Annotated in this window: 23 protein-coding genes; 17 read left to right on the forward strand and 6 right to left on the reverse strand. The window is 73.1% G+C overall.

The genetic code is table 11. The features are described 5' to 3' along the window. Positions 1-139 precede the first annotated feature (139 nt). Complete coding sequence (locus ACQVFL_RS11520; protein WP_431729330.1) at positions 140-1,783, forward strand: hypothetical protein; 1,644 nt, start codon at positions 140-142, stop codon at positions 1,781-1,783. A gap of 273 nt (positions 1,784-2,056) precedes the next feature. Here the strand turns inward: ACQVFL_RS11520 and ACQVFL_RS11525 are convergent, their stop codons facing one another. The 5 genes from ACQVFL_RS11525 to ACQVFL_RS11545 all read right to left on the reverse strand — a co-directional run bounded on the left by ACQVFL_RS11525 (position 2,057) and on the right by ACQVFL_RS11545 (position 6,526). Continuing rightward, complete coding sequence (locus tag ACQVFL_RS11525; protein ID WP_396695101.1) at positions 2,057-2,263, reverse strand: hypothetical protein; 207 nt, start codon at positions 2,261-2,263, stop codon at positions 2,057-2,059. Positions 2,264-2,488: 225 nt separating this feature from the next. Continuing rightward, positions 2,489-3,658, reverse strand: a complete 1,170-nt coding sequence (locus tag ACQVFL_RS11530) for a helix-hairpin-helix domain-containing protein (protein WP_431729331.1) — start codon at positions 3,656-3,658, stop codon at positions 2,489-2,491. A gap of 219 nt (positions 3,659-3,877) precedes the next feature. Beyond that, the gene (locus tag ACQVFL_RS11535; protein ID WP_396695097.1) at positions 3,878-5,227 is read right to left on the reverse strand and encodes an FAD-dependent oxidoreductase; all 1,350 of its coding nucleotides are present in this window, start codon (positions 5,225-5,227) and stop codon (positions 3,878-3,880) included. A gap of 14 nt (positions 5,228-5,241) precedes the next feature. Continuing rightward, positions 5,242-5,589 carry a TcmI family type II polyketide cyclase gene (locus tag ACQVFL_RS11540; RefSeq protein ID WP_396695095.1) on the reverse strand — a complete coding sequence of 116 codons (348 nt, stop codon included), beginning with the start codon at positions 5,587-5,589 and terminating at the stop codon, positions 5,242-5,244. A 94-nt stretch (positions 5,590-5,683) separates the two neighbouring features. After that, entirely contained in the window at positions 5,684-6,526 is an 843-nt protein-coding gene (locus ACQVFL_RS11545) for an AfsR/SARP family transcriptional regulator (RefSeq protein ID WP_431729332.1), read from the reverse strand. A gap of 309 nt (positions 6,527-6,835) precedes the next feature. On the opposite strand from ACQVFL_RS11545, the gene ACQVFL_RS11550 reads away from it, so the two are divergent. From ACQVFL_RS11550 to ACQVFL_RS11625, 16 genes are all read left to right on the forward strand, one after another. Then, a complete protein-coding gene (locus tag ACQVFL_RS11550; RefSeq protein WP_396695091.1) occupies positions 6,836-7,162 on the forward strand; it encodes a TcmI family type II polyketide cyclase in 327 nt (108 codons plus the stop codon). Continuing rightward, entirely contained in the window at positions 7,159-8,847 is a 1,689-nt protein-coding gene (locus ACQVFL_RS11555) for an acetyl-CoA carboxylase carboxyltransferase subunit alpha (RefSeq protein WP_431729333.1), read from the forward strand. The genes ACQVFL_RS11550 and ACQVFL_RS11555 overlap by 4 nt, the downstream gene beginning before the upstream one ends. Then, complete coding sequence (gene accB, locus ACQVFL_RS11560) at positions 8,844-9,596, forward strand: acetyl-CoA carboxylase biotin carboxyl carrier protein (RefSeq protein WP_431729334.1); 753 nt, start codon at positions 8,844-8,846, stop codon at positions 9,594-9,596. The genes ACQVFL_RS11555 and accB overlap by 4 nt, the downstream gene beginning before the upstream one ends. A gap of 11 nt (positions 9,597-9,607) precedes the next feature. Further along, positions 9,608-10,987 carry an acetyl-CoA carboxylase biotin carboxylase subunit gene (locus tag ACQVFL_RS11565; protein WP_431729335.1) on the forward strand — a complete coding sequence of 460 codons (1,380 nt, stop codon included), beginning with the start codon at positions 9,608-9,610 and terminating at the stop codon, positions 10,985-10,987. Next, complete coding sequence (locus ACQVFL_RS11570) at positions 10,984-11,751, forward strand: SRPBCC family protein (protein WP_396695085.1); 768 nt, start codon at positions 10,984-10,986, stop codon at positions 11,749-11,751. The genes ACQVFL_RS11565 and ACQVFL_RS11570 overlap by 4 nt, the downstream gene beginning before the upstream one ends. After that, entirely contained in the window at positions 11,744-12,142 is a 399-nt protein-coding gene (locus ACQVFL_RS11575) for a cupin domain-containing protein (RefSeq protein WP_396695083.1), read from the forward strand. Before ACQVFL_RS11570 ends, ACQVFL_RS11575 begins: the two co-directional genes overlap by 8 nt. Next, positions 12,139-13,413, forward strand: a complete 1,275-nt coding sequence (locus tag ACQVFL_RS11580; protein ID WP_396695081.1) for a beta-ketoacyl-[acyl-carrier-protein] synthase family protein — start codon at positions 12,139-12,141, stop codon at positions 13,411-13,413. Before ACQVFL_RS11575 ends, ACQVFL_RS11580 begins: the two co-directional genes overlap by 4 nt. Before the next feature lie 53 nt (positions 13,414-13,466). Then, entirely contained in the window at positions 13,467-14,708 is a 1,242-nt protein-coding gene (locus ACQVFL_RS11585; RefSeq protein ID WP_431729817.1) for a beta-ketoacyl synthase N-terminal-like domain-containing protein, read from the forward strand. After that, entirely contained in the window at positions 14,708-15,052 is a 345-nt protein-coding gene (locus ACQVFL_RS11590) for an antibiotic biosynthesis monooxygenase family protein (protein ID WP_396695079.1), read from the forward strand. The genes ACQVFL_RS11585 and ACQVFL_RS11590 overlap by 1 nt, the downstream gene beginning before the upstream one ends. 229 nt (positions 15,053-15,281) lie before the next feature. After that, entirely contained in the window at positions 15,282-15,464 is a 183-nt protein-coding gene (locus tag ACQVFL_RS11595) for a hypothetical protein (RefSeq protein WP_396695078.1), read from the forward strand. A gap of 390 nt (positions 15,465-15,854) precedes the next feature. Continuing rightward, positions 15,855-18,320, forward strand: a complete 2,466-nt coding sequence (locus ACQVFL_RS11600) for a nitrate- and nitrite sensing domain-containing protein (RefSeq protein ID WP_396695076.1) — start codon at positions 15,855-15,857, stop codon at positions 18,318-18,320. Continuing rightward, on the forward strand, positions 18,310-18,735 hold the full coding sequence (locus tag ACQVFL_RS11605; RefSeq protein WP_131054135.1) for a roadblock/LC7 domain-containing protein: 426 nt from the start codon (positions 18,310-18,312) through the stop codon (positions 18,733-18,735). Before ACQVFL_RS11600 ends, ACQVFL_RS11605 begins: the two co-directional genes overlap by 11 nt. Beyond that, positions 18,732-19,166 carry a DUF742 domain-containing protein gene (locus tag ACQVFL_RS11610; protein ID WP_396695073.1) on the forward strand — a complete coding sequence of 145 codons (435 nt, stop codon included), beginning with the start codon at positions 18,732-18,734 and terminating at the stop codon, positions 19,164-19,166. The genes ACQVFL_RS11605 and ACQVFL_RS11610 overlap by 4 nt, the downstream gene beginning before the upstream one ends. Further along, positions 19,150-19,740 (forward strand): GTP-binding protein, encoded by a 591-nt coding sequence (locus ACQVFL_RS11615; protein ID WP_396695071.1) that lies wholly within the window; start codon positions 19,150-19,152, stop codon positions 19,738-19,740. The genes ACQVFL_RS11610 and ACQVFL_RS11615 overlap by 17 nt, the downstream gene beginning before the upstream one ends. A gap of 94 nt (positions 19,741-19,834) precedes the next feature. Next, positions 19,835-20,806: a glycine betaine ABC transporter substrate-binding protein gene (locus ACQVFL_RS11620; RefSeq protein WP_431729336.1), complete on the forward strand. Its 972-nt coding sequence runs from the start codon at positions 19,835-19,837 to the stop codon at positions 20,804-20,806. Positions 20,807-21,257: 451 nt separating this feature from the next. After that, positions 21,258-21,515 (forward strand): excalibur calcium-binding domain-containing protein, encoded by a 258-nt coding sequence (locus ACQVFL_RS11625; protein WP_396695066.1) that lies wholly within the window; start codon positions 21,258-21,260, stop codon positions 21,513-21,515. Between the two features lie 183 nt (positions 21,516-21,698). On the opposite strand, the gene ACQVFL_RS11630 is transcribed toward ACQVFL_RS11625, so the two are convergent. Next, positions 21,699-22,103, reverse strand: coding sequence for an MmcQ/YjbR family DNA-binding protein (locus ACQVFL_RS11630; RefSeq protein ID WP_396695064.1), 405 nt, complete (start codon positions 22,101-22,103; stop codon positions 21,699-21,701). Positions 22,104-22,132: the final 29 nt, after the last annotated feature.

Consider the following 22,132-nt stretch of genomic DNA (forward strand, 5'->3'; position numbering starts at 1 on the left):
TGGCGTACTTATTCACGTATGCCGGATTTGGGTTCTTGATCCTCGTACGGTGACCTCTGGTGGCGGAGGCGACGTCCGCCACCCCGCGCCCGATTTCGGCGCGGCCGTGTCTTCGCATGCACGAGAGGCAGGAACCTTGATGTCCACCTACCAAGGCAGCCCCGGGTCGCGCCGACCCGGACGGCGGTCCCGCTGGCTGCTGGCCGGCTCTCTGGTGGCGGGAACTCTGGTGGTCGGAGCGGCGGGCGTGACCGCCGTCGCCTCGACCACCGAGAACCGCACACCGGCCCCGAGCCCGGGCCACGCCGCCGCGATGTACTCCGACGTCCCCGGCGGTGCGGACGCCGGTCCCGGCCAGGACCGGCAGCGCCCGGACCAGCAGGGCCCGGACCAGCAGGGCCCGGACCGGCAGCGCCCGGAGTGGCGGCACGACGGCGGCGACCCGGACGGCTCGTGGGGCGGTCGCCGCGACGGCTCCGCCTCCGGACGGGGCGACGACGCGTCCGCCGACCGGCTCCCGGCCCGCAACGGGCGCCCCCCGCAGGGCGAGGCGATCCGGGTGCCGTGCGACTCCGCCCGACTCATCGCGGCGCTGGTCCGCGCCAACGCCGAGGGCGGTGCGACGCTGCGCCTGGCCGAGAAGTGCACCTACACCCTGACCCACGCCTTCGCGCAGGTCGACGAGTACGACGGTGGCATCCGCGACGCGCGGGAGGCCGCGGACGCCGCCGAGACCCCGGGCGACGCCGAGGCGCCGCCCCGCAACCCGGCCGACGACACGGCCGGACTGCCGGTCATCTACCACGGGATCACCATCGAGGGCTCCGGCGCCTCCATCGTGCGCGCCGCCGACGCCGAGGAGTTCCGGTTCTTCACCGTCCGGGACGGCGGTGAGCTGACCCTGCGCGACGTGACCCTGCGCAACGGCCGGTCGAAGGCGGAGGGCGGCAGCCTCTTCGTGGTGCACGGCGCGACCGCGGTGGTCGAGGGGGTCACCGTCGTGAACAGCACCTCCCTGTCCGCCGAGGGCGGCGGCGGTGGGATCTTCAACGACGGCAACCTCCAGATCAGCGACAGCCGGCTGATCGGCAACCGGGCCGCCGGTGCCCAGGGCAAGGGTGGGGGCCTGCTCAACGGTGGTGTGATGACCATGCACCGCACCGAGTTCCGGCACAACAGCGCGGTCAGCTACGGCGGTGGCCTGGCCAACTTCCGGGCCGCCGGTGACGTGTACTCCTCCACCTTCGTGCAGAACAACGCCGGGCAGGGCGGTGGCCTGGCCAGCTTCTCCGCGCGTACCAAGGTCTTCGACAGCGCGGTGATCGGCAACAGCGCCCAGACCGGCGGCGGCCTGGCCAACTCGGACGCGGTACTGGTCCTGCGCCAGATGACGATCCGGGACAACCTGGCCGCGGTGGCCGGTGGTGGCATCTCCACCGTCCAGGGCCTGCTGCCGCTGGACGACAGCGTGGTCCAGGACAACACCACCCGGGGCAACGGCGGCGGCATCTACGCCGAGAAGTCCAACCTGCAGGTGCGCGGCAGCGGCGTGCAGGACAACGCGGCGGTCGGACCACGGTCGCGGGGCGCCGGCCTGTTCGTCACCGCCGGCACCGCCTCGCTCTACCGCAGCCAGGTGACCGGCAACCGGGCGACCGTGAAGGCCGGCGGCGCACAGGTCGAGCGGGCCCAGCTCAAGATCGATGATGACTCCGTCGTCATCGAGAACAGCCCCACCAACTGCGAGGGAAGCCGTCCGCCGGTGGCGCACTGCTTCCGCTGATCCACTCGTACGCCCGGCCCTCCGCCACCCGGTCCTCGTGACCACGGCGGAGGGCCGGATCCGTCCGCCCCGGCACCTCCGCTCCGGCCCGGGGAACGCCGCCTTCTTCGCAAGATCACGCTCGATCCGGGATTGAGTGGCCTCGTGGCGCGACGCCAGCCACTCGATCCCGGATCGAGCGTGATCTTCGGGCGGTACGCCGACGGGTGACGTCGGGTGGCACCGGGCGCTGGGGGCGCCGGGTGTGCGTCACCCGGCACCACCCGGGAAACGTCACTGCGAGGGCTGCGGCAGTTCACACTCGATCTGCGGGTTGGCGCCGACGTAGTTCAGCGGCCCGGCGACGATGGTCACCAGTATGGTGCCCAACTCGGCACAGTTGGTCTCCTCGTTGTCGTAGTAGCCGCGCTGGCCGGCGGCGACCGCGCCGATGATGAGCCAGATCACGACCAGGACTCCGAATATCGACGTGCCACGCATGGCTTCCTCCACGGTCCGGTGGGTTGCACGGTGCAGGGCCTTGTACCCAGACGGACCGAACGGCCAAACGGAGGTCGGCGTGGCTCCGGCGACGACCAGGTCTGCGGCGACTCTGACCCGTAGCAGGGCCACCGGGCGTACCCGCCGTGACCGCAACGAGACGGGCCGCCGACCCGGGGACGGTCCGAAGACCCGTCCGCGTCGGCGGCCCGATGGGGCGATCGGTCAGTCGGTGCCGCCGGCCGCCAGCACCTTCGCCTGCTGCGGCCAGGTGACCAGGCTCGCGGTGGCGCGGAGCCCGGCACTCTTGATGACCTCCCGCAGCGCGGCCTCGTCCAGCTCGGCCAACTGCCGGTACGTGAGGATGCCCGCGCCCTGCAGAGCGGCGGCCATCTTCGGCCCGACGCCCTGGATCCGCCGGAAGTCGTCCGCGGCCCCGGCGGACGCGGCCCCGGCGGACGCGGCCCCGGCGGACGCGGCCCCGGCGGACGCGGCCACTGCCGACGCGGCCCCGGCGGCCACCGGCTCGGCGGCGGGCTCGGCAGTGGGTCCGGTGGCGACGGGCGACGCTACGGGCTCGGTGGTGGCCGACTCGCTGGCGACGGGCGACACCGCCGTCTCGGTGGTGGCCGCCGCCGTGGGGTCGGCGGCCGAAGTGGGCCGGACCGGTGGAGTGGCGACGGCGGGCCGCGTCGCGGAGTCGGTCTCGGGTGCGTCGAGGACGGACACCGGCTCCGGCGTGATGCTGTCGGCGGGCAGGGTGACCGGCGCGGTGACCGGCGCGGTGACCGGGTCCGAGCCGGCCGGCTCCGAGGTGACCGGCTCGGTGACGGCCGGGTCCGGGGTGGTCGACTCGGTGGCGGCCGATGCGGCGGACACCGCCGGGGCGGGCTCGGGCTTGCCGGTCGCCGTCGCGTCGACGGTCGGGGCGGTGGCGACGTCCTCGACCGAGGTGGCGTCGGTGCCCGCCGTCGCGTCGATCGCCGGCTGGGCGGTGGCCGGCTCGGCGTCCACCGCGGGCGCGGTCTCGACGGCGTCCACCGTAGGCCCGGTCTCGACGGGGGCGGGCGTCGCCTCGGTGCCGGCAGCGGCGGGTTCGACAGCGGCAGAGGTCTCTGCGACGGACGACGCCGCCTCGGTCTCGCCAGCCGCAGAACTCTCGACGGCGGCCGGGGCCGGCTCCGCGATGACGGCGGCGGGGGTCGGTTCGGTCTCGACGGCGGCCGGGGTCGGCTCGCTGACGGTGGCGGCCGGGGTCGGCTCGCTGGTGGTGGCGCTCGCGGTGGTCGACGCGGGAGGTTCGCCCCGTCGGCCGCGCAGCAGCACCCAGCCCACCGCCAGACCCGCCAGCAGCGCCACGAGCAGTATCAGCCAGCTCCCGAAGGAGTCGCCCACGGTAAACCTCCCTGAAGTCCTACGTCCGAATCGTCGCGAAAAAAGCTCGCCGCAGCTTCGCACACGTGGGGCCGGGGCAACAGGCAGGCCATGTAACAGTCCGTACTCGCGGGACGGGGCTCACCGCAGGTGTCCGACGCGGGACGGACGGTGTGGACACGGCGGGTACGCGCCGGCCCCCGGCACGGGTCGCCGTGCCGGGGGCCGGATCGGGACGGGTCAGTCCTCCTCGCCGCGATAGGTGTAGAAGTCGTCGACGAACTTGCGCCGTAACGGGGGTACCCGGCTGGTGACCCGGAAGTACCCGCGTGCGCCGAGCAGTGCGAGTCGGCCGAACACCGGTTTGTACATCCGGTCGTCGCCGTTGGTACCGCTGCGGTTCAGTGAGTCGGCCACCCGGGCGAAGCCGTACGGCAGCATCGCCGCCTCGTAGTCGGCAACCGCCTGCACCAGCGTCTTCTCGCCGGTCACGGCCTGCACCAGGTGCCCGCGCAGCAGGTTGGCGTCGCGCAACGCGGTGTTGGCACCGACGCCCCGGCCCGGTGTCATGGTGTGGATCGCGTCGCCGAGCAGCGTGACGGTGCTGCTCTTCCACGGCGGCACCGGTTCCGATGTGGACACCCGGATCGGCAGCGCGCTGTCCGGGTCGGCACGGTTGAGCAGTTCACGCAGGGTCGGGTGCCAGTTGGCGGTCAACTCCAGCGCCACCTGGACGAGGTCGCCGCCCCGGCGTTGCAGCACGTCCGCCGGGAAGCGCCGCGCGGTGCTCCACACCACCAGGTTGATGTTGTCGCGGGTCGGGTCGTGCCGCAGACCGGGCCAGTCGGCCAGCAGGGCCGCGTCGGCGGGGGAGACGTCGGACTTGAGTCGCCCGGCACCGTCCCACTTGAACTCCATCACGTGCAGGACGCCCATCACGCCACCGGTGCCGAAGATCAGCGAGATGCCACGCCGGACGGTCTCCGGCAGCAGTCCCCGGGTGTGTGCGGTGAGCGGGATCCGGGTGGCGATGTTGACGGTGCCGGCGTCCCGGACGGCGGCGTGCGGCAGGTACTGCCGGCGGACCGCGGAGTGCGTGCCGTCCGCCGCCACCAGCAGGTCGCCGACGGCGCTGGTGCCGTCGGCGAAGTGTGCGGTGACCGTACCGTCGTCGTGCTGGTCGTAGTGGGTGAAGGTGCGGTCGAAGTGGACCACGTCCTCCATGCCGGTCAACAGCACCTGACGCAGCGTCATCCGGGCCACCGACCGTTCGGTGTCCACCGGGTCGGTGTCCGGCCGCAGCGGGAACGACGCGGTGTGCCGCATCCGCTGGGTCAGCACGTTGAAGTAGCGGGGTGAACGGGCGCAGGTGGCCAGGTAGATCCGGAACAGTTCCGGCGGCAGGCAGTCGCGCAGCGCCCGGCTGCCGGTGGGCCCGATGCCCACCCGGTAACCGAGCAGGCCGTCGGCCCGGGTCCGGTGCCGCTCGTACACGGCGACGCTGATCCCGGCCCGGCGTAGCCCGTGTGCCAGGCAGAGACCGCCGGTGCCCGCGCCGATGACCAGGACGTGCGGTGCTCGGGTGGACATCAGCCGACCACCGGTCAGCCGGCCACGCGCGGTGCGGGGACGTCCGCGGCGTCCCAGCGGTAGAAGCAACTGGCGATCGCGTCGCGGGGCGAGCGCCAGGTCGGCAGGTACGGCGAGGTGTGCGCGGAGAGCCGCTCGTTGACCTCGCGGTAGAGCGGGTGGTTGCGGGCCGCCGCGAGGGCGTCCGCGCCGACGTCGTCGGTCTCCATCAGGTGTACGCACAGGTCGTGCAGGCAGTACAGGGACCGGTGGCGGACCCCGGTCAGGTTGGGCAGTTCGGTCGCGTCGGACTCGGCGAATATCTGCGCCACCCGTCCCTCCGCGCCCGGGATGATCCTGTTCACGATCACTAGACGGCTCATCGGACCCCTCTCACCGGTGTTCCCGCCCGGACGTCTCGCCGGGCCACGGACGGCTGTCCGGTGTCACCCTGTCCGGTGGACTGTCACCTGCCCGTCAACGCGACCGGTCGGGCCGGTGACGCGACCGGTGGGTCAGCGGGTCCGCGAACCGCGCACGGCCGCCGGGGTGGTGGGCCTCGGCGGGTACCCGGGTGGCCCGGCGGATCGGCTCCAGCGTCTCGTCGAGCAGTGCGCTCATCGCCGGGGACGGCTCCAGGCGCAGCTCCCGCAGCAGCAGGTCACGGTAGACGTAGAAGGCGTGCACCGCCTCGAAGGCGTTGCTCTCGGCGAGATGGATGCGGACCACCAGCCGGTGCGGCGTCTCGCGTAGCGGTTCGGCGGCCATCGCCTCCAGTGCCGCCTCCAGGGCCTCACCGTGCCGCCCGGCGGCCAGGTGCTGGGCGGCGACCTGTTCCAGCATGTGCAGCCGGAGCTGGCGCAGCCGCTCCCGGTCGGTCAGTACCCAGTCCTCGTACCAGCCGGGCAGCAGGTCGTGCCGCCCGGCGGCGAGCGCCTCGGTGGCGTCCTCGGGCGCCTGCCCGTCGCGTACCCGGGCGGCGGTCTGGACCAGCCGGTCGACGTCGACCCGGACCAGCGGGTCGAGCCGGATGGTGTCGGCGGTGGTGGTCAACGGGCAGTACGGGTCCTGCCGGAGTCGCCACAGCGCGGTGCGCAACGAGGAGAGCGCCCGGTCCTCGCCGGCCTCCGGCCAGAGCAGACCGGCCAGGTGGGCGCGGGTCGCGTCGGGTCGGAGCCCGATCAGCGCGATGACGCGTTGCAGTCCCCGGGGCACCACCACCGGGGCGGCGCCGTGGGTGAGCCGGAACCCGCCCAGCAGGTGCAGCCGTACGTCGTTCGGGTGCTCGCCGGTGGTCGGCGCGGATGGTTCGGCGGCCACGGCGGTACCCCCTGCGGGACGGGTCGGTTCCGTCGTGAAGATTATCAATAGCGGTTACTCTGAGTCAACGCTGATGTCGGCACAGTAACTTTGCCGTCTTCATGAAGCCGCCTCTGAACTGCACACTTGCGATGATCATGGACTTCGGCGGCGCACAGGTGGGGCACAGCGTGCGTCAACGGAACGTCACCAACTGTCCCGGTGAACCGAGGTTCCGGTGACGCCCGCGTGACGCGCGGCGGCGCATCGTGGCCGCAGTCGTCCGGGCACCCGGTGGTGTCACCACCGGCCCATGGGGGGAGGTCCAGCATGGACCGCACGCTGATCGTCGCGAAGGTGGACCCGGCCGCCGAGGCCACCGTCGCCGAGATCTTCGCCGAGTCCGACACCACCGAACTGCCCCGGCTGGTCGGTGTGCGGCACCGGTCGCTGTACCGGCTCGGCGACCTGTACGTGCACCTGCTGGAGACCGAGTCGCCCGGCGACGAGGCGGTCGCCGCGGTCCGGGACCACCCCGAGTTCCAGCGGGTCAGCGCCCGGCTGAGTCCGTACGTGTCGCCGTACCTGCCGACCTGGCGGTCCCCGCGCGACGCGATGGCCCGCTGCTTCTACCACTTCGACGGGCCCGGGTCGTGACCGCCACCGCGCCGGCCGACGGGACGCTCTGGTCCCGCTGCGGCGGCTGCGCCACCCTGCTGTACCGCAAGCGGCTGCGGCGCAACCTCGACGTCTGCCCGGAGTGCGGGCGGCACGCCCGGCTCGCCGCACCCGAGCGGGTACGCCAACTGGTCGACCCGGCGTCCTTCCAGCCCCTGCCGGACCGCGCGGTCGAGGTGGACCCGATCGGCTTCGTCGACGTGCTGCCGTACCCGCACCGGCTCACCGCCGCCCGCGCCGACACCGGTCTCGCCGAGGCGGTGCTCTGCGGCACCGCCACCGTCGGCCGGTACCGGTGCGCGCTCGCCGTGATGGACTTCCGCTTCCTCGGCGGCAGTCTCGGCTGCGCGGTCGGTGAACTGATCACCCGGACCGCCGAGGAGGCGCTGGCGGCCGGCGTCCCACTGGTCCTGGTCACCGCCTCCGGCGGGGCCCGGATGCAGGAGGGTGCCCTGTCGCTGATGCAGATGGCCACCGTCAGCCAGGCGATCGCCGCGCTGCGGGAGGCCGGGCTGCTCACCGTCAGCGTGCTCACCGACCCGACGTACGGGGGAGTCGCCGCCTCGTTCGCCACCTGCACCGACCTGGTGGTCGCCGAGAGCGGCGCCCGGATGGGCTTCGCCGGCCCCCGGGTGATCCGCCAGGTCACCGGACGGAACCTGCCGGAGGGCTTCCAGACCGCCGAGTTCCTGCTGCGGCACGGCCAGGTCGACATGGTGGTGCCCCGGCACGCGCTGCGCGCCCGGCTGACGACGCTGCTCGCCGCCGCGGCCGGTGGGCGTCGACCCGGCGTCGCGCCCACCTCGTCGCGCCCCGCCGGCCCGGCCACGGCACCGGAGCCGACGACCCGGGACGCCTGGGCGACGGTACGACTGGCCCGGCACCCCGGCCGTCCGACCACGCTCGACTACCTGGAGACGGCCTTCGACGGGTTCACCGAACTGCACGGCGACCGACTCGGCGGCGACTGTCCGGCGGTGGTGGGTGGACTGGCCCGGCTCGACGGTCGGCACCTGATGGTGATCGGGCACCAGAAGGGACACAGCAGCGCCGAACTGGTGGCCCGCAACTTCGGCATGGCCAGCCCCGCCGGGCACCGCAAGGCGCTGCGGCTGATGCGGCTCGCCGCCCGGCTCGGTCTGCCGGTGGTGACCCTGGTGGACACCCCGGGCGCGGACCCCGGGATCGCCGCCGAGGAGCACGGCCAGGCCGCTGCGATCGCGGAGAACATCCTGACCATGAGCGTGCTGCCCACCCCGGTCGTCACCGTGGTCACCGGCGAGGGCGGCAGCGGCGGCGCGCTCGCCCTCGCGGTCGCCGACCGGGTGCTGATGCTCCAGCACGCGGTCTACTCGGTGATCAGCCCGGAGGGGTGCGCCGCGATCCTGTGGCCGGGCCGGACCGCCGCGCCGCAGGCGGCCCGGGCACTGAAGCTGACCGCTCCGGACCTGGTACGGCTCGGCATCGTCGACGAGGTGGTGCCCGAGCCGCCGGGCTCGGTCGCCGACGACCCGGCGGCGGCGGGCCAGGCGGTCCGCGAGGCGGTGCTGGCGAACCTGCTGCCGCTGTTGGAGCTGCCGGTCGCCACGCTGGTGCAGCGTCGCCGACGCCGGTTCCGCCGGTTCGGCGCGGCCCGGACCGACCTGCGGGCGGGTGCCCGGTGAGCGCCACGGGCGGCGCCGCGCCCGCCGTCGCCGGTGCGCCGACGGTCCGGCCGCCGATACCGGGCGGCCCGGACGGCGGCATGCCCGGGTCCGGTGTCGCGGTACCGGCCGGTCCGCAGCCGGTGCCCGCCCCGACGCCGAGGGGCGAGCGCGCCCCGGAGGTCACCTGCCCGCCACCCGCACCCGACGCGTCCGGCGAGACGGTCCCGCACCGATCGGGCCCGGCCGTGGCGCGCGACGAGGCGGACACCGAGGCGGCACTGACCGGCTTGCGTCGACACGTCGCCCAGCTCGTCGCCGAGCTGCCCGGTCCGTTGCGCCGCCTCAGGTTGCGCGACGGCGGGACCGAGCTTGAGGTGGAATGGCAGCACGAGGCCGGATCCGGCCCGGCCTCCGCACCCGGCACGTCGGGCGTGTTCATTCCGTCGGGCGGACCGCCCGCGTCGCCCGCGCCCACCGCGCTGGCCGGTGTGGTCGGAGCCGGTGCGCCGCCGGTGCCGCCGATCCCTCGCAGCGCGGTGCGCTCGCCGATGGTCGGCACCTTCTACCGGGCGCCGGAGCCCGGGGCCGCGCCCTTCGTGGCCGTCGGCGACCTGGTCCGCCCCGGACAGGTGGTCGGCATCGTCGAGGCGATGAAGCTGATGAACGAGATCACCGCCGACCGGGCCGGCCGGGTGACCGAGGTGCTGGTCGCCGACGGCCAGCCGGTGGAGTACGACCAGCCGCTGGTCGCCCTGGACCCGGCCTGAGGTGGTGGACCGTGTTCGAGAAGGTGCTCATCGCCAACCGGGGCGAGATCGCGCTGCGCATCCTGCGGGCCTGCCGTGAGCTGGGCATCCGTACCGCCGTGGTCTACTCGACCGCGGACGCCGACTCGGCCGCGGTGCGGCTGGCCGACGAGGCCGTCCGGATCGGCCCGTCGGCCAGCCGCCGCAGCTACCTCAACGCCGCCGCCGTGGTCGAGGCGGCCCGCAAGGTCGGCGCGCAGGCGGTGCACCCCGGCTACGGCTTCCTCTCCGAGGACGCCGACTTCGCCGAGATCTGCGCGGACAACGGGCTCACCTTCGTCGGCCCGTCGCCGCAGGTGATGGCCGCGCTGGCGGACAAGTCGTCGGCCCGGGCGCTGATGCGTCGGGCCGGGCTGCCGCTGCCGCCGGGCGCCGTGCAACCGGTGCCGACGGCGGGCGAGGCCGCGCTGGTCGCCGCCGAGGTGGGCTACCCGGTGATCGTCAAGGCGGCGGCCGGCGGGGGCGGCCGGGGGATGACGGTGGTCCGCGCACCGGCCGACCTGCCCCGCGCGTACGCCCGGACCCGGGCCGCCGCGCAGGCCGCCTTCGGCGACGACCGGGTGTACGTCGAGCGGTACCTGACCGACGCGCGGCACGTGGAGGTGCAGGTGCTCTGCGACTCGCACGGCAACGGTGTGCACCTGGGCACCCGGGACTGCTCGGTGCAGCGCCGACACCAGAAGCTGGTCGAGGAGGCGCCCGCGCCGGCACTGGCCCCGGCGACCCTGGACGCGCTGGCCCGGACCGCCCTGCGCGGCGCGCTGGACGTCGGCTTCACCGGGGCCGGGACGGTGGAGTTCCTGGTGGACGCCGAGGAACACTTCCACTTCCTGGAGATCAACTGTCGGATCCAGGTGGAGCACCCGGTGACCGAGATGGTCACCGGCATCGACCTGGTGCACGAGCAGTTCCACATCGCGGCCGGTACGCCGCTGCGCCGGCGGCAGGAGGACGTCCGGTTCACCGGGGTCGCCGTCGAGTGTCGGGTCAACGTGGAGGACCCGGATCGCGGCTTCGTGCCCACCCCCGGCCGGCTGGAGCGTTTCGTGCCGCCCGGCGGCCCGTTCACCCGGGTCGACACCCACGGGCACGCCGGTTACCTGGTCGGCCCGCACTACGACTCGCTGCTGGCCAAGGTCGCCGTCTGGGCGCCCGACCGGGACCTGGCCCTGAGCCGGCTGGACCGGGCCCTGCGCGAGTTCGAGATCACCGGTCCGGGCGTGCGGACCACCATCCCCTTCGTCCGGCGGGTCCTCGACGACGCCGATTTCCGCAAGGGGCGCTACTCCACCGGCCTGGTCGACCGGATGACCGCCGGAACCACCCCCGCCCATCCGAGGAGGAACCGATGACCGTCACCGATGGCCGTTCGCTGACCGCGGAGATCACCCACATCCTGGTGACCAACTGCGGGCTGGACCCGGACGCGGCGGCCCGCGCCCCGGCCGCCTCCCTGGAGGAACTGGGGATGGACTCGCTCGCGCTGCTCGAACTCTCCGCCGTGGTCGCCGACCGGTGGCGGGTGAGCATCCCGGAGCAGGCCGCCCAGCTCACCATCCCGGCCGTCGCCGAGCTGGTCGCCCGGCAGACCGACCCGCCCGCACCGGCCGCCGACCCGCCCGGACACACCGAGAACAGCATCGTCATCGCCGCGCCGCTGGAGCTGGTCTGGTCGGTCACCAACGACGTCGCCGGCTGGCCCGACCTGTTCACCGAGTACGCCAGGGCCGAGATCCTCGGCCGCGACGGCGACACCGTACGGTTCCGGCTCACCATGCACCCCGACGAGAACGGGGTGGCCTGGAGCTGGGTCAGCGAACGCACCCCCGACCCGGCGACCCGGCAGGTGCGGGCGCGTCGGGTGGAGACCGGACCGTTCGAGTACATGCGGATCCACTGGACCTACACCGAGGAGCCCGAGGGCGTCCGGATGACCTGGGTGCAGGACTTCGCGATGAAGCCGACCGCCCCGGTGGACAACGCCGGGATGACCGAACGGATCAACACCAACAGCGTGGTGCAGCTCGCCGTGATCAAGGACCGGATCGAGCGGCTGGCCCGGGATCGGGCCGCCACGGTGGCGACCGCGTCGACGAGCGGAGGCGACGATGAGTGACCTGGCACTGGTGGCGGCCCGGGACGTACCCGCCGACCGCCGTCGTGGAGGTGAGCTGCGCGTCCTGCTCGGACCGCGGACAGTCGGCAGCACCTCGGGGTTCATGGGCGTGGCCACCATGGGGCCGGGGGAACGGATCGCCGAGCACTACCACCCGTACAGCGAGGAGTTCCTCTACGTCGCCCGGGGCACGATCACCGTCGACCTGGACGACGAACCGGTGCTGCTGGCCGCCGGTGAGGCGCTGTTCGTGGCCCGCAACGTCCGGCACCGGCTGCGCAACACCGGCGACGAGCCGGCCGAGGTGGTGTTCCACCTCGGCCCGCTGGCCCCCCGCCCGGAACTGGGTCACGTCGACACCGAGGTGGCCGACGAGCGGAACGGGTCGTGACCGGGCGGCGCACGGTGGTGACCGGGGTCGGCGTGGTCGCTCCCGGCGGCGTCACCCGGGACCGGTTCTGGAAGGGCATCACCGAGGGGCGCACCGCGACCCGGCGGATCAGTTTCTTCGACCCGTCGCCGTTCCGCTCGCAGATCGCCGCCGAGTGCGACTTCGACCCGGACGCCGCCGGGCTGACCCCGGCGCAACGCCAGCGCGCCGACCGGTACGTGCAGTTCGCGCTCGCCTGCGCCGCCGAGGCGGTCGCCGACAGCGGGCTGGAGTTCACCGACGCCGAGCGGGACCGGACCGGGGTGGTGCTCGGCACCGCGGTCGGCGGCACCATGGCGCTGGAACAGGAGTACGTCACGGTCAGCGACAGCGGCCGGCGCTGGCTGGTCGACGCGGCGCTCGGCGGGCCGTACCTCTATCCGGCGCTGGTGCCCAGCAGCCTCGCCGCCGACGTGGCCTGCCACCACGGGCTGCACGGCCCGGCGCAGGTCGTCTCCACCGGCTGCACCTCCGGGATCGACGCCATCGGGTACGCCCACCAGCTCATCGCCGACGGCGAGGCGGACATCGTGCTGGCCGGCGCGGCCGACTCGCCGATCTCCCCGGTCACCGTGGCCTCCTTCGACGCGATCAAGGCAACCAGCCCGGACAACGACGACCCGGCGCACGCCTCCCGACCCTTCGACGCCGACCGGCACGGCTTCGTGCTCGCCGAGGGAGCGGCGGTGCTGGTGCTGGAGGAGGCCACCCACGCCCTGCGGCGTGGCGCGCACGTCTACTGCGAGGTGGCCGGCTACGCCAGCCGCAGCAACGGCTACCACATGACCGGGCTGCGTCCGGACGGGGTGGAGATGAGCCTGGCCATCACCGACGCGCTGCGGCAGGCACGGCTCGCGCCGGAGGACGTCTCGTACATCAGCGCGCACGGCTCCGGCACCCGGCAGAACGACCGGCACGAGACCGCCGCGTTCAAGCGGGCACTCGGGCCGGCCGCGTACCGGGTGCCGATCAGCTCGATCAAGTCGATGGTCGGGCACTCGCTCGGCGCGATCGGGTCGATCGAGATGGCGGCGTGCGCGCTGGCCATCGAGTTCGGGGTGGTGCCGCCGACCGCCAACTGGACCACCCGGGACCCGGAGTGCGACCTGGACTACGTGCCGAACGAGGCACGGGAGGTGCCGGTGGACGTGGCGCTCTCGGTGGGCAGCGGCTTCGGCGGCTTCCAGTCGGCCATGCTGTTCCGCCGCCTCGGCCGGGAGGTGACCCGGTGACCGCCCCCGCGTACGACGACACGGCGAGCGACCGGCGGCACGGCGACGGCACGGTGGCCCGCGCGGTGGTGACCGGCATCGGCGTGGTCGCGCCCAGCGGTGTGGGCGCCGACGCGCACTGGCGGACCGTGGTCGCCGGTCGGCGCCGCACCGGGCCGATCACCCTCTTCGACGCGAGCGGCTACCCGACCCGCCTCGGTGGGGAGGTGGCCGACTTCGACCCGGCCCGGTACGCCGACAACCGCGCCCTGGTGCAGACCGACCGCTGGACGCACCTCGGGTTCGCCGCCACCGGACTGGCGCTGGCCGACGCCGGCCTGCCCGAACAGGCCCCCGACCCGTACGCGTGGGCGGTCACGTTGGCCAGCTCCTCCGGCGGCAACCTGTTCGGCCAGCGGGAGCTGCAACGACTCTGGTCGTCACCGAGCCGCACCGTCGGGGCGTACCAGTCGATCGCCTGGTTCTACGCGGCCAGCGTCGGACAGCTCTCCATCCGGCACCAGGCCAAGGGCCAGTGCGGGGTGCTGGTCGCCGAGTCGGCCGGTGGCCTGGACAGCCTCGCGCACGCGGTCCGCACCATCCGGCGGGGCGCCTCGGTGGTGCTCGCCGGGGCGACCGAGTGCCCACTGAGTCCGTACGCGCTGGCCTGTCAGCTCCGGTCCGGCCTGCTCAGCGCGGAGACCGACCCGGAACGGGCCTACCGGCCGTTCGACGCCGCAGCCGGCGGCTACCTGCCGGCCGAGGGCGGGGCGGTCTTCGTGGTGGAGGAGCGGGGTCACGCCATGGCCCGGGGGGCGCGGATCTACGGTGAGGTGACCGGGTGGGGCGCCACCCACGACGCCGCGCACACCACCGCCGACTCCGCCGGTGACCCGCGGCAGTACGCCCGCGCCATGCGGCTGGCCCTGGGCCGGGCCGGGGTCGAACCCTCCGAGGTGGACGTGGTGGTGCCCGACGCCCTCGGTGTGCCCCGCTACGACCGTGCCGAGGCCGAGGCGCTGCGGTCGGTCTTCGGCGGACTCGCCCCGCCGGTGACCACCCACAAATCGCTGACCGGGCGGGCGCACCAGGGCGGTTCGGCGCTGGACGTGGCCACCGTGCTGCTCGCCTTCGCGCACGACACGCTGCCCGCGTCGGCCGGCCCGGACGCCGTGGCCCCCGGCTGCGAACTGGGCTTCCTGCGGGCGGCCCGACGTCCGCGCAGTCGGTTGGCGCTGGTCTGCGCCCGAGGGTTCGACGGATTCAACAGCGCGCTGGTGCTGCGCGGCGCGCCACCGAGCGGAACGGAGCAGTGATGACGGCGATCGAGCACGGAGACGGGTCGGGCCCGCACCGGGGCCGGGTGGTGTTCCTGGTCCGGGTGCCCGCCGACCGCACCGACGACTTCCTGCGGGCGTACGACGCGGTGCGCCACCTGGTCGCCGACGGGGTGCCGGGGCATCTGGTCGACCAGGTGTGCCGGTCGGCGACCGACCCGGAGCAGTGGCTGATCACCAGCGAGTGGGCCAGTCTGGCCGACTTCGAGGTGTGGGAGCGCAGCGCCGAGCACCGGGACCTGGTCAGACCGATGCGGGAGTGCTTCACCGACGCCCGCTCGCTGCGATTCCAGGTGTACGCCCAGACCCCGGTCCCGGTCTGACCGACCCCACCACATCGCACGTTCGGTCACCTCTTGTGTACCGGGAGTCGACACACGGATCCGATCCTGCCCGCCGGAGGGGGCCTCGACAATCCCGCCACCCGTCCTTTCTCCTTGAGCCATTTGCATCTGGCAATGCTCGTTCCGCCTGCCGTAGGGTTCCCGCAGCGCCCCGGGGCGCGCGACACGCGGGCTGCCGCCCGCGTCGACACAGGACGGTGGCGATCACATGACGGGCCCGCTGTACCTCCCGACCGAGTCGAGCCGGCAGGTGCCCGCCGACCTGTTCGGGCCTGCCGTCGACGAGCGCCGTCCGGAGCGGGGCCGACGTGGCCCGGGTGAGGTCGCGGGCGCGGAGCCGACCGCGCGGCACACCGGCCCGACCGTGGGAGCCGTTCCGGGCACCGAGTGAGGCGCGGCCGGTGGGCCGTCCACAAGGGCCCACCGGACGTGCGCGTGCCGCCGCCGTGGGAGTGCTGCACCGCCTCCGGTCGGGCTGACGAATCGGTCCACCGGGTACCCCGCCGGGTCGGCGAGGGTGGTTCCTCCGATGCCGACGATCCGGGAATCGTTCGGTCTCCGCACCCTGCACAATGCCCGTATCCGGGGTCGGTCGTTCAGTCCGCCGACGCTGCCCGAAAGGGCAGAACCCAAGCTCTCCGGCCGTGACGATTCCGCCTGAGGGTTGTGGGCGGCCGGGTATGCCGGGATATTGCTGTGATCAATCCCCCTGATGCCTCACACCGGCCTGCGTGTCCTGGTCGGTGATTGGAGACCGCGTGTCCACACAGGTTCCCGACCGATGCGCTCTGCCGGCGTTCGTCCACGGCCCGGCCCGGGCGGCGCGGAGTCTGTGGTGACAGGCGGCGGCAGTATCCGCAGCCGACTCGCCGCCATCATCGCGTTGCCGGTGGCGGCCGTGTTGCTCCTGCTCGGCTACGTGACGTTCGTCGAGGTCTCCTCCTACCAGGCGGTCCGTCAGGCCAGCGAGTCGGTGTCGCTCGCCCTCCAGGTGCAGGACCTGACCCAGGAGCTCCAGGTCGAACGTGGCATCAGCGCCGCGTTGCTCGGTGGCAACGAGGGCTTCCGCAACGAGATCGCCCCGGCCCGCGAGCGGGTGGACGAGCGCCGCCGCGCGGTCGAGTCGGCGATCTCCGACGGCGGGCCGGTGGCCGACCGGGTCGGCGCCGCGCTGCGCGAACTCGACGGGCTCGACGTGGTCCGTTCCGCCACCGACAGCGGCAGCGCCGGCCGGGCCGCGACGTTCGACTTCTTCACCGAGCGCATCGCCGCGCTGAACCGCCTCGACTACGACCTGGACCAGGCCGAGGACCCGCAGTTGCAACGGCACGTGGCGACCCTCACCGCGTTGAGCCGGATCAAGGAGAGCACCGCCCAGCAGCGCGCCTTCCTCAACGGGGTCTTCTCCGCCGGTGGTTTCGCCGACGGCGAGTTCCTCCAGTTCGCCGAGATGCGCGCGGCCCGCGACACGGCGCTGGCCGACTTCGAGGAGCGGGCCACCCCGGGCCAGCGGGCCGCCAACGACTGGGTGCTGGACACCGGCGCCGCCCGGGTGGCCGGCTTCTTCGAGCAGGTCGCGCTCGACTCCGCCGACGGCCGCCGGGTGCAGGTCAACCCGCAGGCCTGGTGGTCGGCCCTGACCACCGTGCTGGACGGCATGCGCCACATGCAGGAGTACGTCGGCGCGGAGATCGAGGCGCGGGCCGCGGAACGGCAGGGCGAGTCGACCCGGCGTCTGTTCGTGCTCGGCGCGCTGGTGGCGTTCTTCCTCGCCGGTGCGGTGGGTCTGCTGGTGCTGGCCTCCCGGTCGATCACCCGGCCGCTGGCCATGCTGGCCGCCGAGGCACGTGACCTGGCGGCCAACCGGCTGCCCGTCGCCGTGCGCCAGCTCCAGGACGGCAGCGAGGAGAACGAGCCCCGGGCCCCGGAACCGGTCCAGGTGCCGGCCCGATCCAGCACCGAGGTCCGCTCGGTGGCCGGCGCCCTCGACCAGGTCCAGGAGGTGGCCTTCCGCCTCGCCACCGAGCAGGCGGTGCTGCGGCGCAGCACCACCGAGTCGCTGGCCAACCTGGGCCGACGCAACCAGAACCTGCTCCGCCGTCAGCTCAGCTTCATCACCAAGCTCGAACGGGAGGAGACCGACCCGGCCGGGCTGGCCAACCTCTTCGAGTTGGACCACCTGGCCACCCGCATGCGCCGGAACGCGGAGAGCCTGCTGGTCCTGGTGGGAGCCGGCGGGCCGCGCCAGTGGACCCGGCCACTCGCCATCGCCGACGTGATCCGGGCCGCGATCTCCGAGGTCGAGGAGTACCGGCGGGTGCAGCTCCGCCGCATCGACGACGCCTGGGTGGTCGGCGCCAACGTCAGCGCGGTGGCTCACATGCTGGCCGAACTGGTCGAGAACGGACTGACCTTCTCCCCGCCCGACTCCGACGTGGAGATCCAGGGTCGGCGCAGCGCGGACGGATACCTCGTGGCCATCACCGACCAGGGCATCGGCATGTCGCCGGAGGACCTGGCCGAGGCCAACGCCCGGTTGCGCGGTGAGGTCGACTACGTCTCGGCCCCGACCCGCTACCTCGGCCACCACGTGGTCGGTCAGCTCGCCCGGGACCTCGGCATCGACGTGCAACTCGCGCCCTCCCCGGTGACCGGCGTGACGGCCCGGGTGCTGCTGCCCGCCACCGTGCTGACCAACCGGAACGCGATCGCCCCGGACGACACGGCGGACGCGGTCGGCACCACACAGGCGACCATCACGGTCGCCGCCACCACCACCCGGGTGACGGCGGAACCGGCCCGGCAGCCCGTCCTGCCGTCGGTGCCCGCCGCCCGTCCGACGCCGGCCGTCGGCATCGCCGGGGTGGGGCCGCGGGCCGCCATCGACGCGCCGCCCGCCGGCCACGTCGCGCCCGCCGAGCCGCGCGGGCACGACCGGCCGGTCGCCGGTCGGCCACCCACCATCGCCGGTGAGGTGTCCGCCGTCGGCCCGGTGGAGGAGCGCACCACCAACGGACTGCGCAAACGGCTGCCCCGTGAGCGGCGCGCCAGCGCACCCGCGCCGACCGCCGGTCCGGTCGCGGGCACGCCGCGTCCGGCCGCGATGGACGACTCGCCGATGGAGATCCGGAACCGGTTGACCGCGCTGCGGGCCGGCACGCTCCGTGGCCAGGTCGACCGGCCGGCACCACCGACCCGGTCCAGCGACGACACCACGACCGAGCCTTGGGGGGCCCGTGAAGGTTGACATCCAGAGCGATCCACACCAGTTGAACTGGTTGCTGGCGAACTTCGTCCGGCAGACGGACGGGGTACGCGACGCGGTCGCCGTCTCGTCCGACGGGTTGCTCATCGCCGTCTCCACCGGACTCAACCGGGGTGCCGGCGACCAGCTCGCCGCGATCGTGTCCAGCATGGCCAGCCTGGCCCGGACCGCCTCCCGCAAGTACGACTTCGACGGGCTGAAGCTCATCATGATCGAGATGAGGCGCGGCTTCCTGCTGGTCTCGGCGATCAGCGACGGCAGTTGCCTGGGCGTGCTCGCCGACGGGGACTGCGACCTGGGCCTGGTCGGCTACGAGATCTCGCTGCTCGCCGACCGGTTCGGCACCATGCTGACACCCGCGTTGATCTCCGAGTCGAGACGGGTGTTGCCCCGGTGAGCGGTGCCGGACCGCGGCTGCCCGACCCGCGGATGATCCCGTACTGGACCGCGGCCCCGGCGTCGGACGGCCCGGCTCCCGAGCCGCCGCCGGCCGCGCCCGAGCCGTCCGACGCGGAGGCGGTACGTCCGTTCCTGCTCACCGGCGGACGTACCCGCCCGGTCCAGGACGGGCTGCGGGTGGAGACGTTGCTCTCCGCCCAACCGGCGGCGCTCTCCGCGCCGCTGCGTTTCGAGGCCCGCCGGATCGTCGAGCTGTGCCAGCGGCCGATCACCGTGGCAGACCTGGCGGTCGCGCTGCGGGTGCCGCTCGGTGTCGCCCGGGTGCTGGTGGCAGACCTGCTCAGCGAGGGCTACCTGCGCCGTGAGGAACAGGGCGAGCTCTCCGTCGCCATGATCGAGAGGATCAGGGACCGTGTCCGCGCTCTCTAGCCAGCCGCCCACACCCACCGCCGTCAAGATCGTGGTGAGCGGGGGGTTCGGCGTCGGCAAGACCACCTTCGTCGGCGCGGTGTCGGAGATCGAGCCGCTCGTCACCGAGGCCGACCTGACCGAGGTCTCGGTGGGGGTCGACGACACCTCGGTGGTGTCCGGCAAGACCACCACCACCGTGGCCCTGGACTTCGGCCGGATCAGTCTCGACGAGTCCCTGCTGATGTACCTGTTCGGCACGCCCGGACAGGACCGGTTCGCCTTCCTCTGGGACGACCTGGTGGACGGCGCGCTGGGCGCGGTCGTGCTGATCGACACCCGGCGGATCGAGGACTGCTTCCCGGCCATCGACTACTTCGAGGACCATCACATCCCGTTCCTGCTGGCCGTCAACACGTTCGAGGCCACCCGCCGCTTCGCGCTGGCCGAGGTGCGCGAGGCCCTCGGCGTCGCCGACGACGTGGTGCTGGTCGAGTGCGACGCGCGCCAGCGGGAGTCGGTCAAGCAGGTCCTCGTCGCGCTCACCGAGGTGGTGCTGGCGCAACGCCTCGCGCGGACCGGCGCCGGCCGCTGACCAGCGGACGTTCAGCACCCCTCCGGCCCAGCGGACGGCCGCACCCCTCCGGCCCCGTGGCCGGGCGCAACGACGACGAGGAGAAGAGGCAGCGATGCAGAGATCAGGGTGGACCAGGGCGGCGGCCCTCGCCTGCGTGGCCGCACTGGCACTGACCGGCTGCGCGGCCGACATCCAGCCCCGGGTCGCGCCGCCGGGGCCGCCGGAGCGGACGGAGTGCGGCACGCTGACGCTGGCCAACCTGCCGTGGATCGGCTACGAGGCGAACCTCGCGGTGATCGGCTACCTGGCCAAGAACCGGCTCAACTGCACCGTGGAGGTCAAGGACCTCACCGCGGAGGAGGCGTGGGAGGAGGTCGCCGCCGGCACCACCGACGTCATCCTGGAGAACTGGGGCCGCGAGAGCCTGAAGAAGAAGTACATCGACGAGGAACGCAAGGCCGTCGAGCACGGCATGACCGGCAACCGGGGCGTCGTCGGCTGGTACGTCACGCCGTGGCTGGTCGAGCAGCACCCCACCATCACCAACTGGCGGAACCTCAACGACTACGCGTACCTGTTCCGCACGCCGACCTCCGGTGGCCGGGGTGTCCTGCTCAACGGCGACCCCTCGTACGAGACCAACGACCGGGCGTTGATCCGCAACCTGAAGCTGAACTACACGGTCACCACCGTGGGCAGCGAGGACAAGCTCATCGAGGCGTTCCGGGAGGCGGAGCGCAACCGGCGGCCGGCGATCGGCTACTTCTACGCGCCACAGTGGTTCCTCGCCGAGGTGGACCTGGTACACGTCAAACTGCCGCCCTACACGCCGGGCTGCGACGTGGACCCGGAGAAGGTGGCCTGCGACTACCAGCCCTACGACCTCGACAAGATCGCCAACCGGGAGTTCGCCGAGTCCGGCAACCCGGCCGCCGAACTGGTCAAGAACTTCCAGTGGACCAACGCCCACCAGAACGAGGTGGCGCGCTACCTCACGGTCGACGAGCTGTCCCACGACGAGGCGGCGAAGAAGTGGCTCGACGCCAACCCGGACGTCTGGCAGGACTGGCTGCCCGCCGACTGACTCGGTGACCCGGCGCGTCCCCGAACGACGGCCGGACGGAACACGGTGGTGTGGCCCGCTACCGGGCCACACCGCCGACGACGAGACCTACCCCCCGGTCGGCCACCCATGCTGCCGCCTCCACCACGATTTCCCGCTCGATCCAGGATCGAGTGGTATCCGAGCGCGGCGACGACCACTCGATCCCGGATCGAGCGCGATCTTGCGATGAGCGGGTCCTCTCCCGCGGCCGTCGGGGCACCTGTGCCCGTGACCAGCTCAGTGTCATCCGTGCTGTCAGATCTTGGGTGGCGTTGCGTCGAAGGTGCTGCCTGGATGGTGAGGGAAGAATCGCCGTAAGCCCTGCCGGACGAGTCGGGTGGAGGGCGCTATGCCGAATCATGTGGCGGTAGCGTGCCTTCTCCACCCACTATCCGATATGGAGGATGGATTGGTTCCCGGACTGGTCCGGATGGCACTCGTCCTCACCTTGGCGCTGGCCGGGGGCGCAGTGGCCGTGGTGTCGCCCGCGCAGGCTGCCCCCACGAAGTTCAAGAACTGCACCGCACTGAACAAGAAGTACCGGCACGGCGTCGGCAAGAAGGGCGCACGGGACAAGGTGCGCGGCAGGACGAAGCCGGTCACGAACTTCAAGGTTTCGACGGCGATCTACAACGCGAACACGAAACTCGACCGGGACAAGGACGGCGTTGCCTGCGAGAAGCGATAACTGCTTGCCGCCGCTCGGGACACTCCAGGCTCACCACCCGTGATGCCGGTCTGTCACGTTGCCGATCATGGAGTTGTGGCCTTCGCGATAGCCGTGAAGGGGGCATTCCGCCAACCACAACTCCATGATCGGCGAGGCGGGTGGGGGTGGCAGGCGGGTGGGCGCGGTCCGGGTGGTGTGGCGTCAGGCTCCGGGTGGCGCCGTCGCGGTGCGGTGGGCGGTGGCGAGCCGCTTCGGCGCGCGCGCGAACCACGCCTCCGTGACGATCTCGGTCAGCTCGGCCTCGTCGATCCGGTCCAACCGCACCAGCACCGCCGGGTAGCCGTCGAGGTGCGGCGTGGTGAGGTAGACGGCCGGGTCGTCGGCGAGCAGCGCCTCCTTGACGCCCAGGTCGGCGACGCGTACGCCGAGGATCGGGCCGTCCGGCGCGGCCGGGCCGAGCGCGTCGAGGTCGGAGCGGCGCAGCGGGCGCTCCCACACGAAGGACTTGTCCCGGACGGTCCAGGCGGGCAACCCGTCGTAGGAGGGGCGTTCGCCGGTCTCCGGCAGGCTCAACGCGATCCGGCGTACGTCATCCCAACTGGCCACCGTCCGACCATACGCCCCGGCGCGACGGC

The sequence above is a fragment of the Verrucosispora sp. TAA-831 genome, from assembly GCF_050780145.1.
GTDB lineage: Bacteria > Actinomycetota > Actinomycetes > Mycobacteriales > Micromonosporaceae > Micromonospora.

Coding starts and splice junctions, on each gene's coding strand:
- ACQVFL_RS11520 (WP_431729330.1), top strand. CDS start 140: ATGTCCACCTACCAAGGCAGCCCCGGGTCGCGCCGACCCGGACGGCGG.
- ACQVFL_RS11525 (WP_396695101.1), bottom strand. CDS start 2,263: ATGCGTGGCACGTCGATATTCGGAGTCCTGGTCGTGATCTGGCTCATC.
- ACQVFL_RS11535 (WP_396695097.1), bottom strand. CDS start 5,227: ATGTCCACCCGAGCACCGCACGTCCTGGTCATCGGCGCGGGCACCGGC.
- ACQVFL_RS11540 (WP_396695095.1), bottom strand. CDS start 5,589: ATGAGCCGTCTAGTGATCGTGAACAGGATCATCCCGGGCGCGGAGGGA.
- ACQVFL_RS11550 (WP_396695091.1), top strand. CDS start 6,836: ATGGACCGCACGCTGATCGTCGCGAAGGTGGACCCGGCCGCCGAGGCC.
- ACQVFL_RS11570 (WP_396695085.1), top strand. CDS start 10,984: ATGACCGTCACCGATGGCCGTTCGCTGACCGCGGAGATCACCCACATC.
- ACQVFL_RS11575 (WP_396695083.1), top strand. CDS start 11,744: ATGAGTGACCTGGCACTGGTGGCGGCCCGGGACGTACCCGCCGACCGC.
- ACQVFL_RS11590 (WP_396695079.1), top strand. CDS start 14,708: ATGACGGCGATCGAGCACGGAGACGGGTCGGGCCCGCACCGGGGCCGG.
- ACQVFL_RS11595 (WP_396695078.1), top strand. CDS start 15,282: ATGACGGGCCCGCTGTACCTCCCGACCGAGTCGAGCCGGCAGGTGCCC.
- ACQVFL_RS11600 (WP_396695076.1), top strand. CDS start 15,855: ATGCGCTCTGCCGGCGTTCGTCCACGGCCCGGCCCGGGCGGCGCGGAG.
- ACQVFL_RS11620 (WP_431729336.1), top strand. CDS start 19,835: ATGCAGAGATCAGGGTGGACCAGGGCGGCGGCCCTCGCCTGCGTGGCC.
- ACQVFL_RS11625 (WP_396695066.1), top strand. CDS start 21,258: ATGGCACTCGTCCTCACCTTGGCGCTGGCCGGGGGCGCAGTGGCCGTG.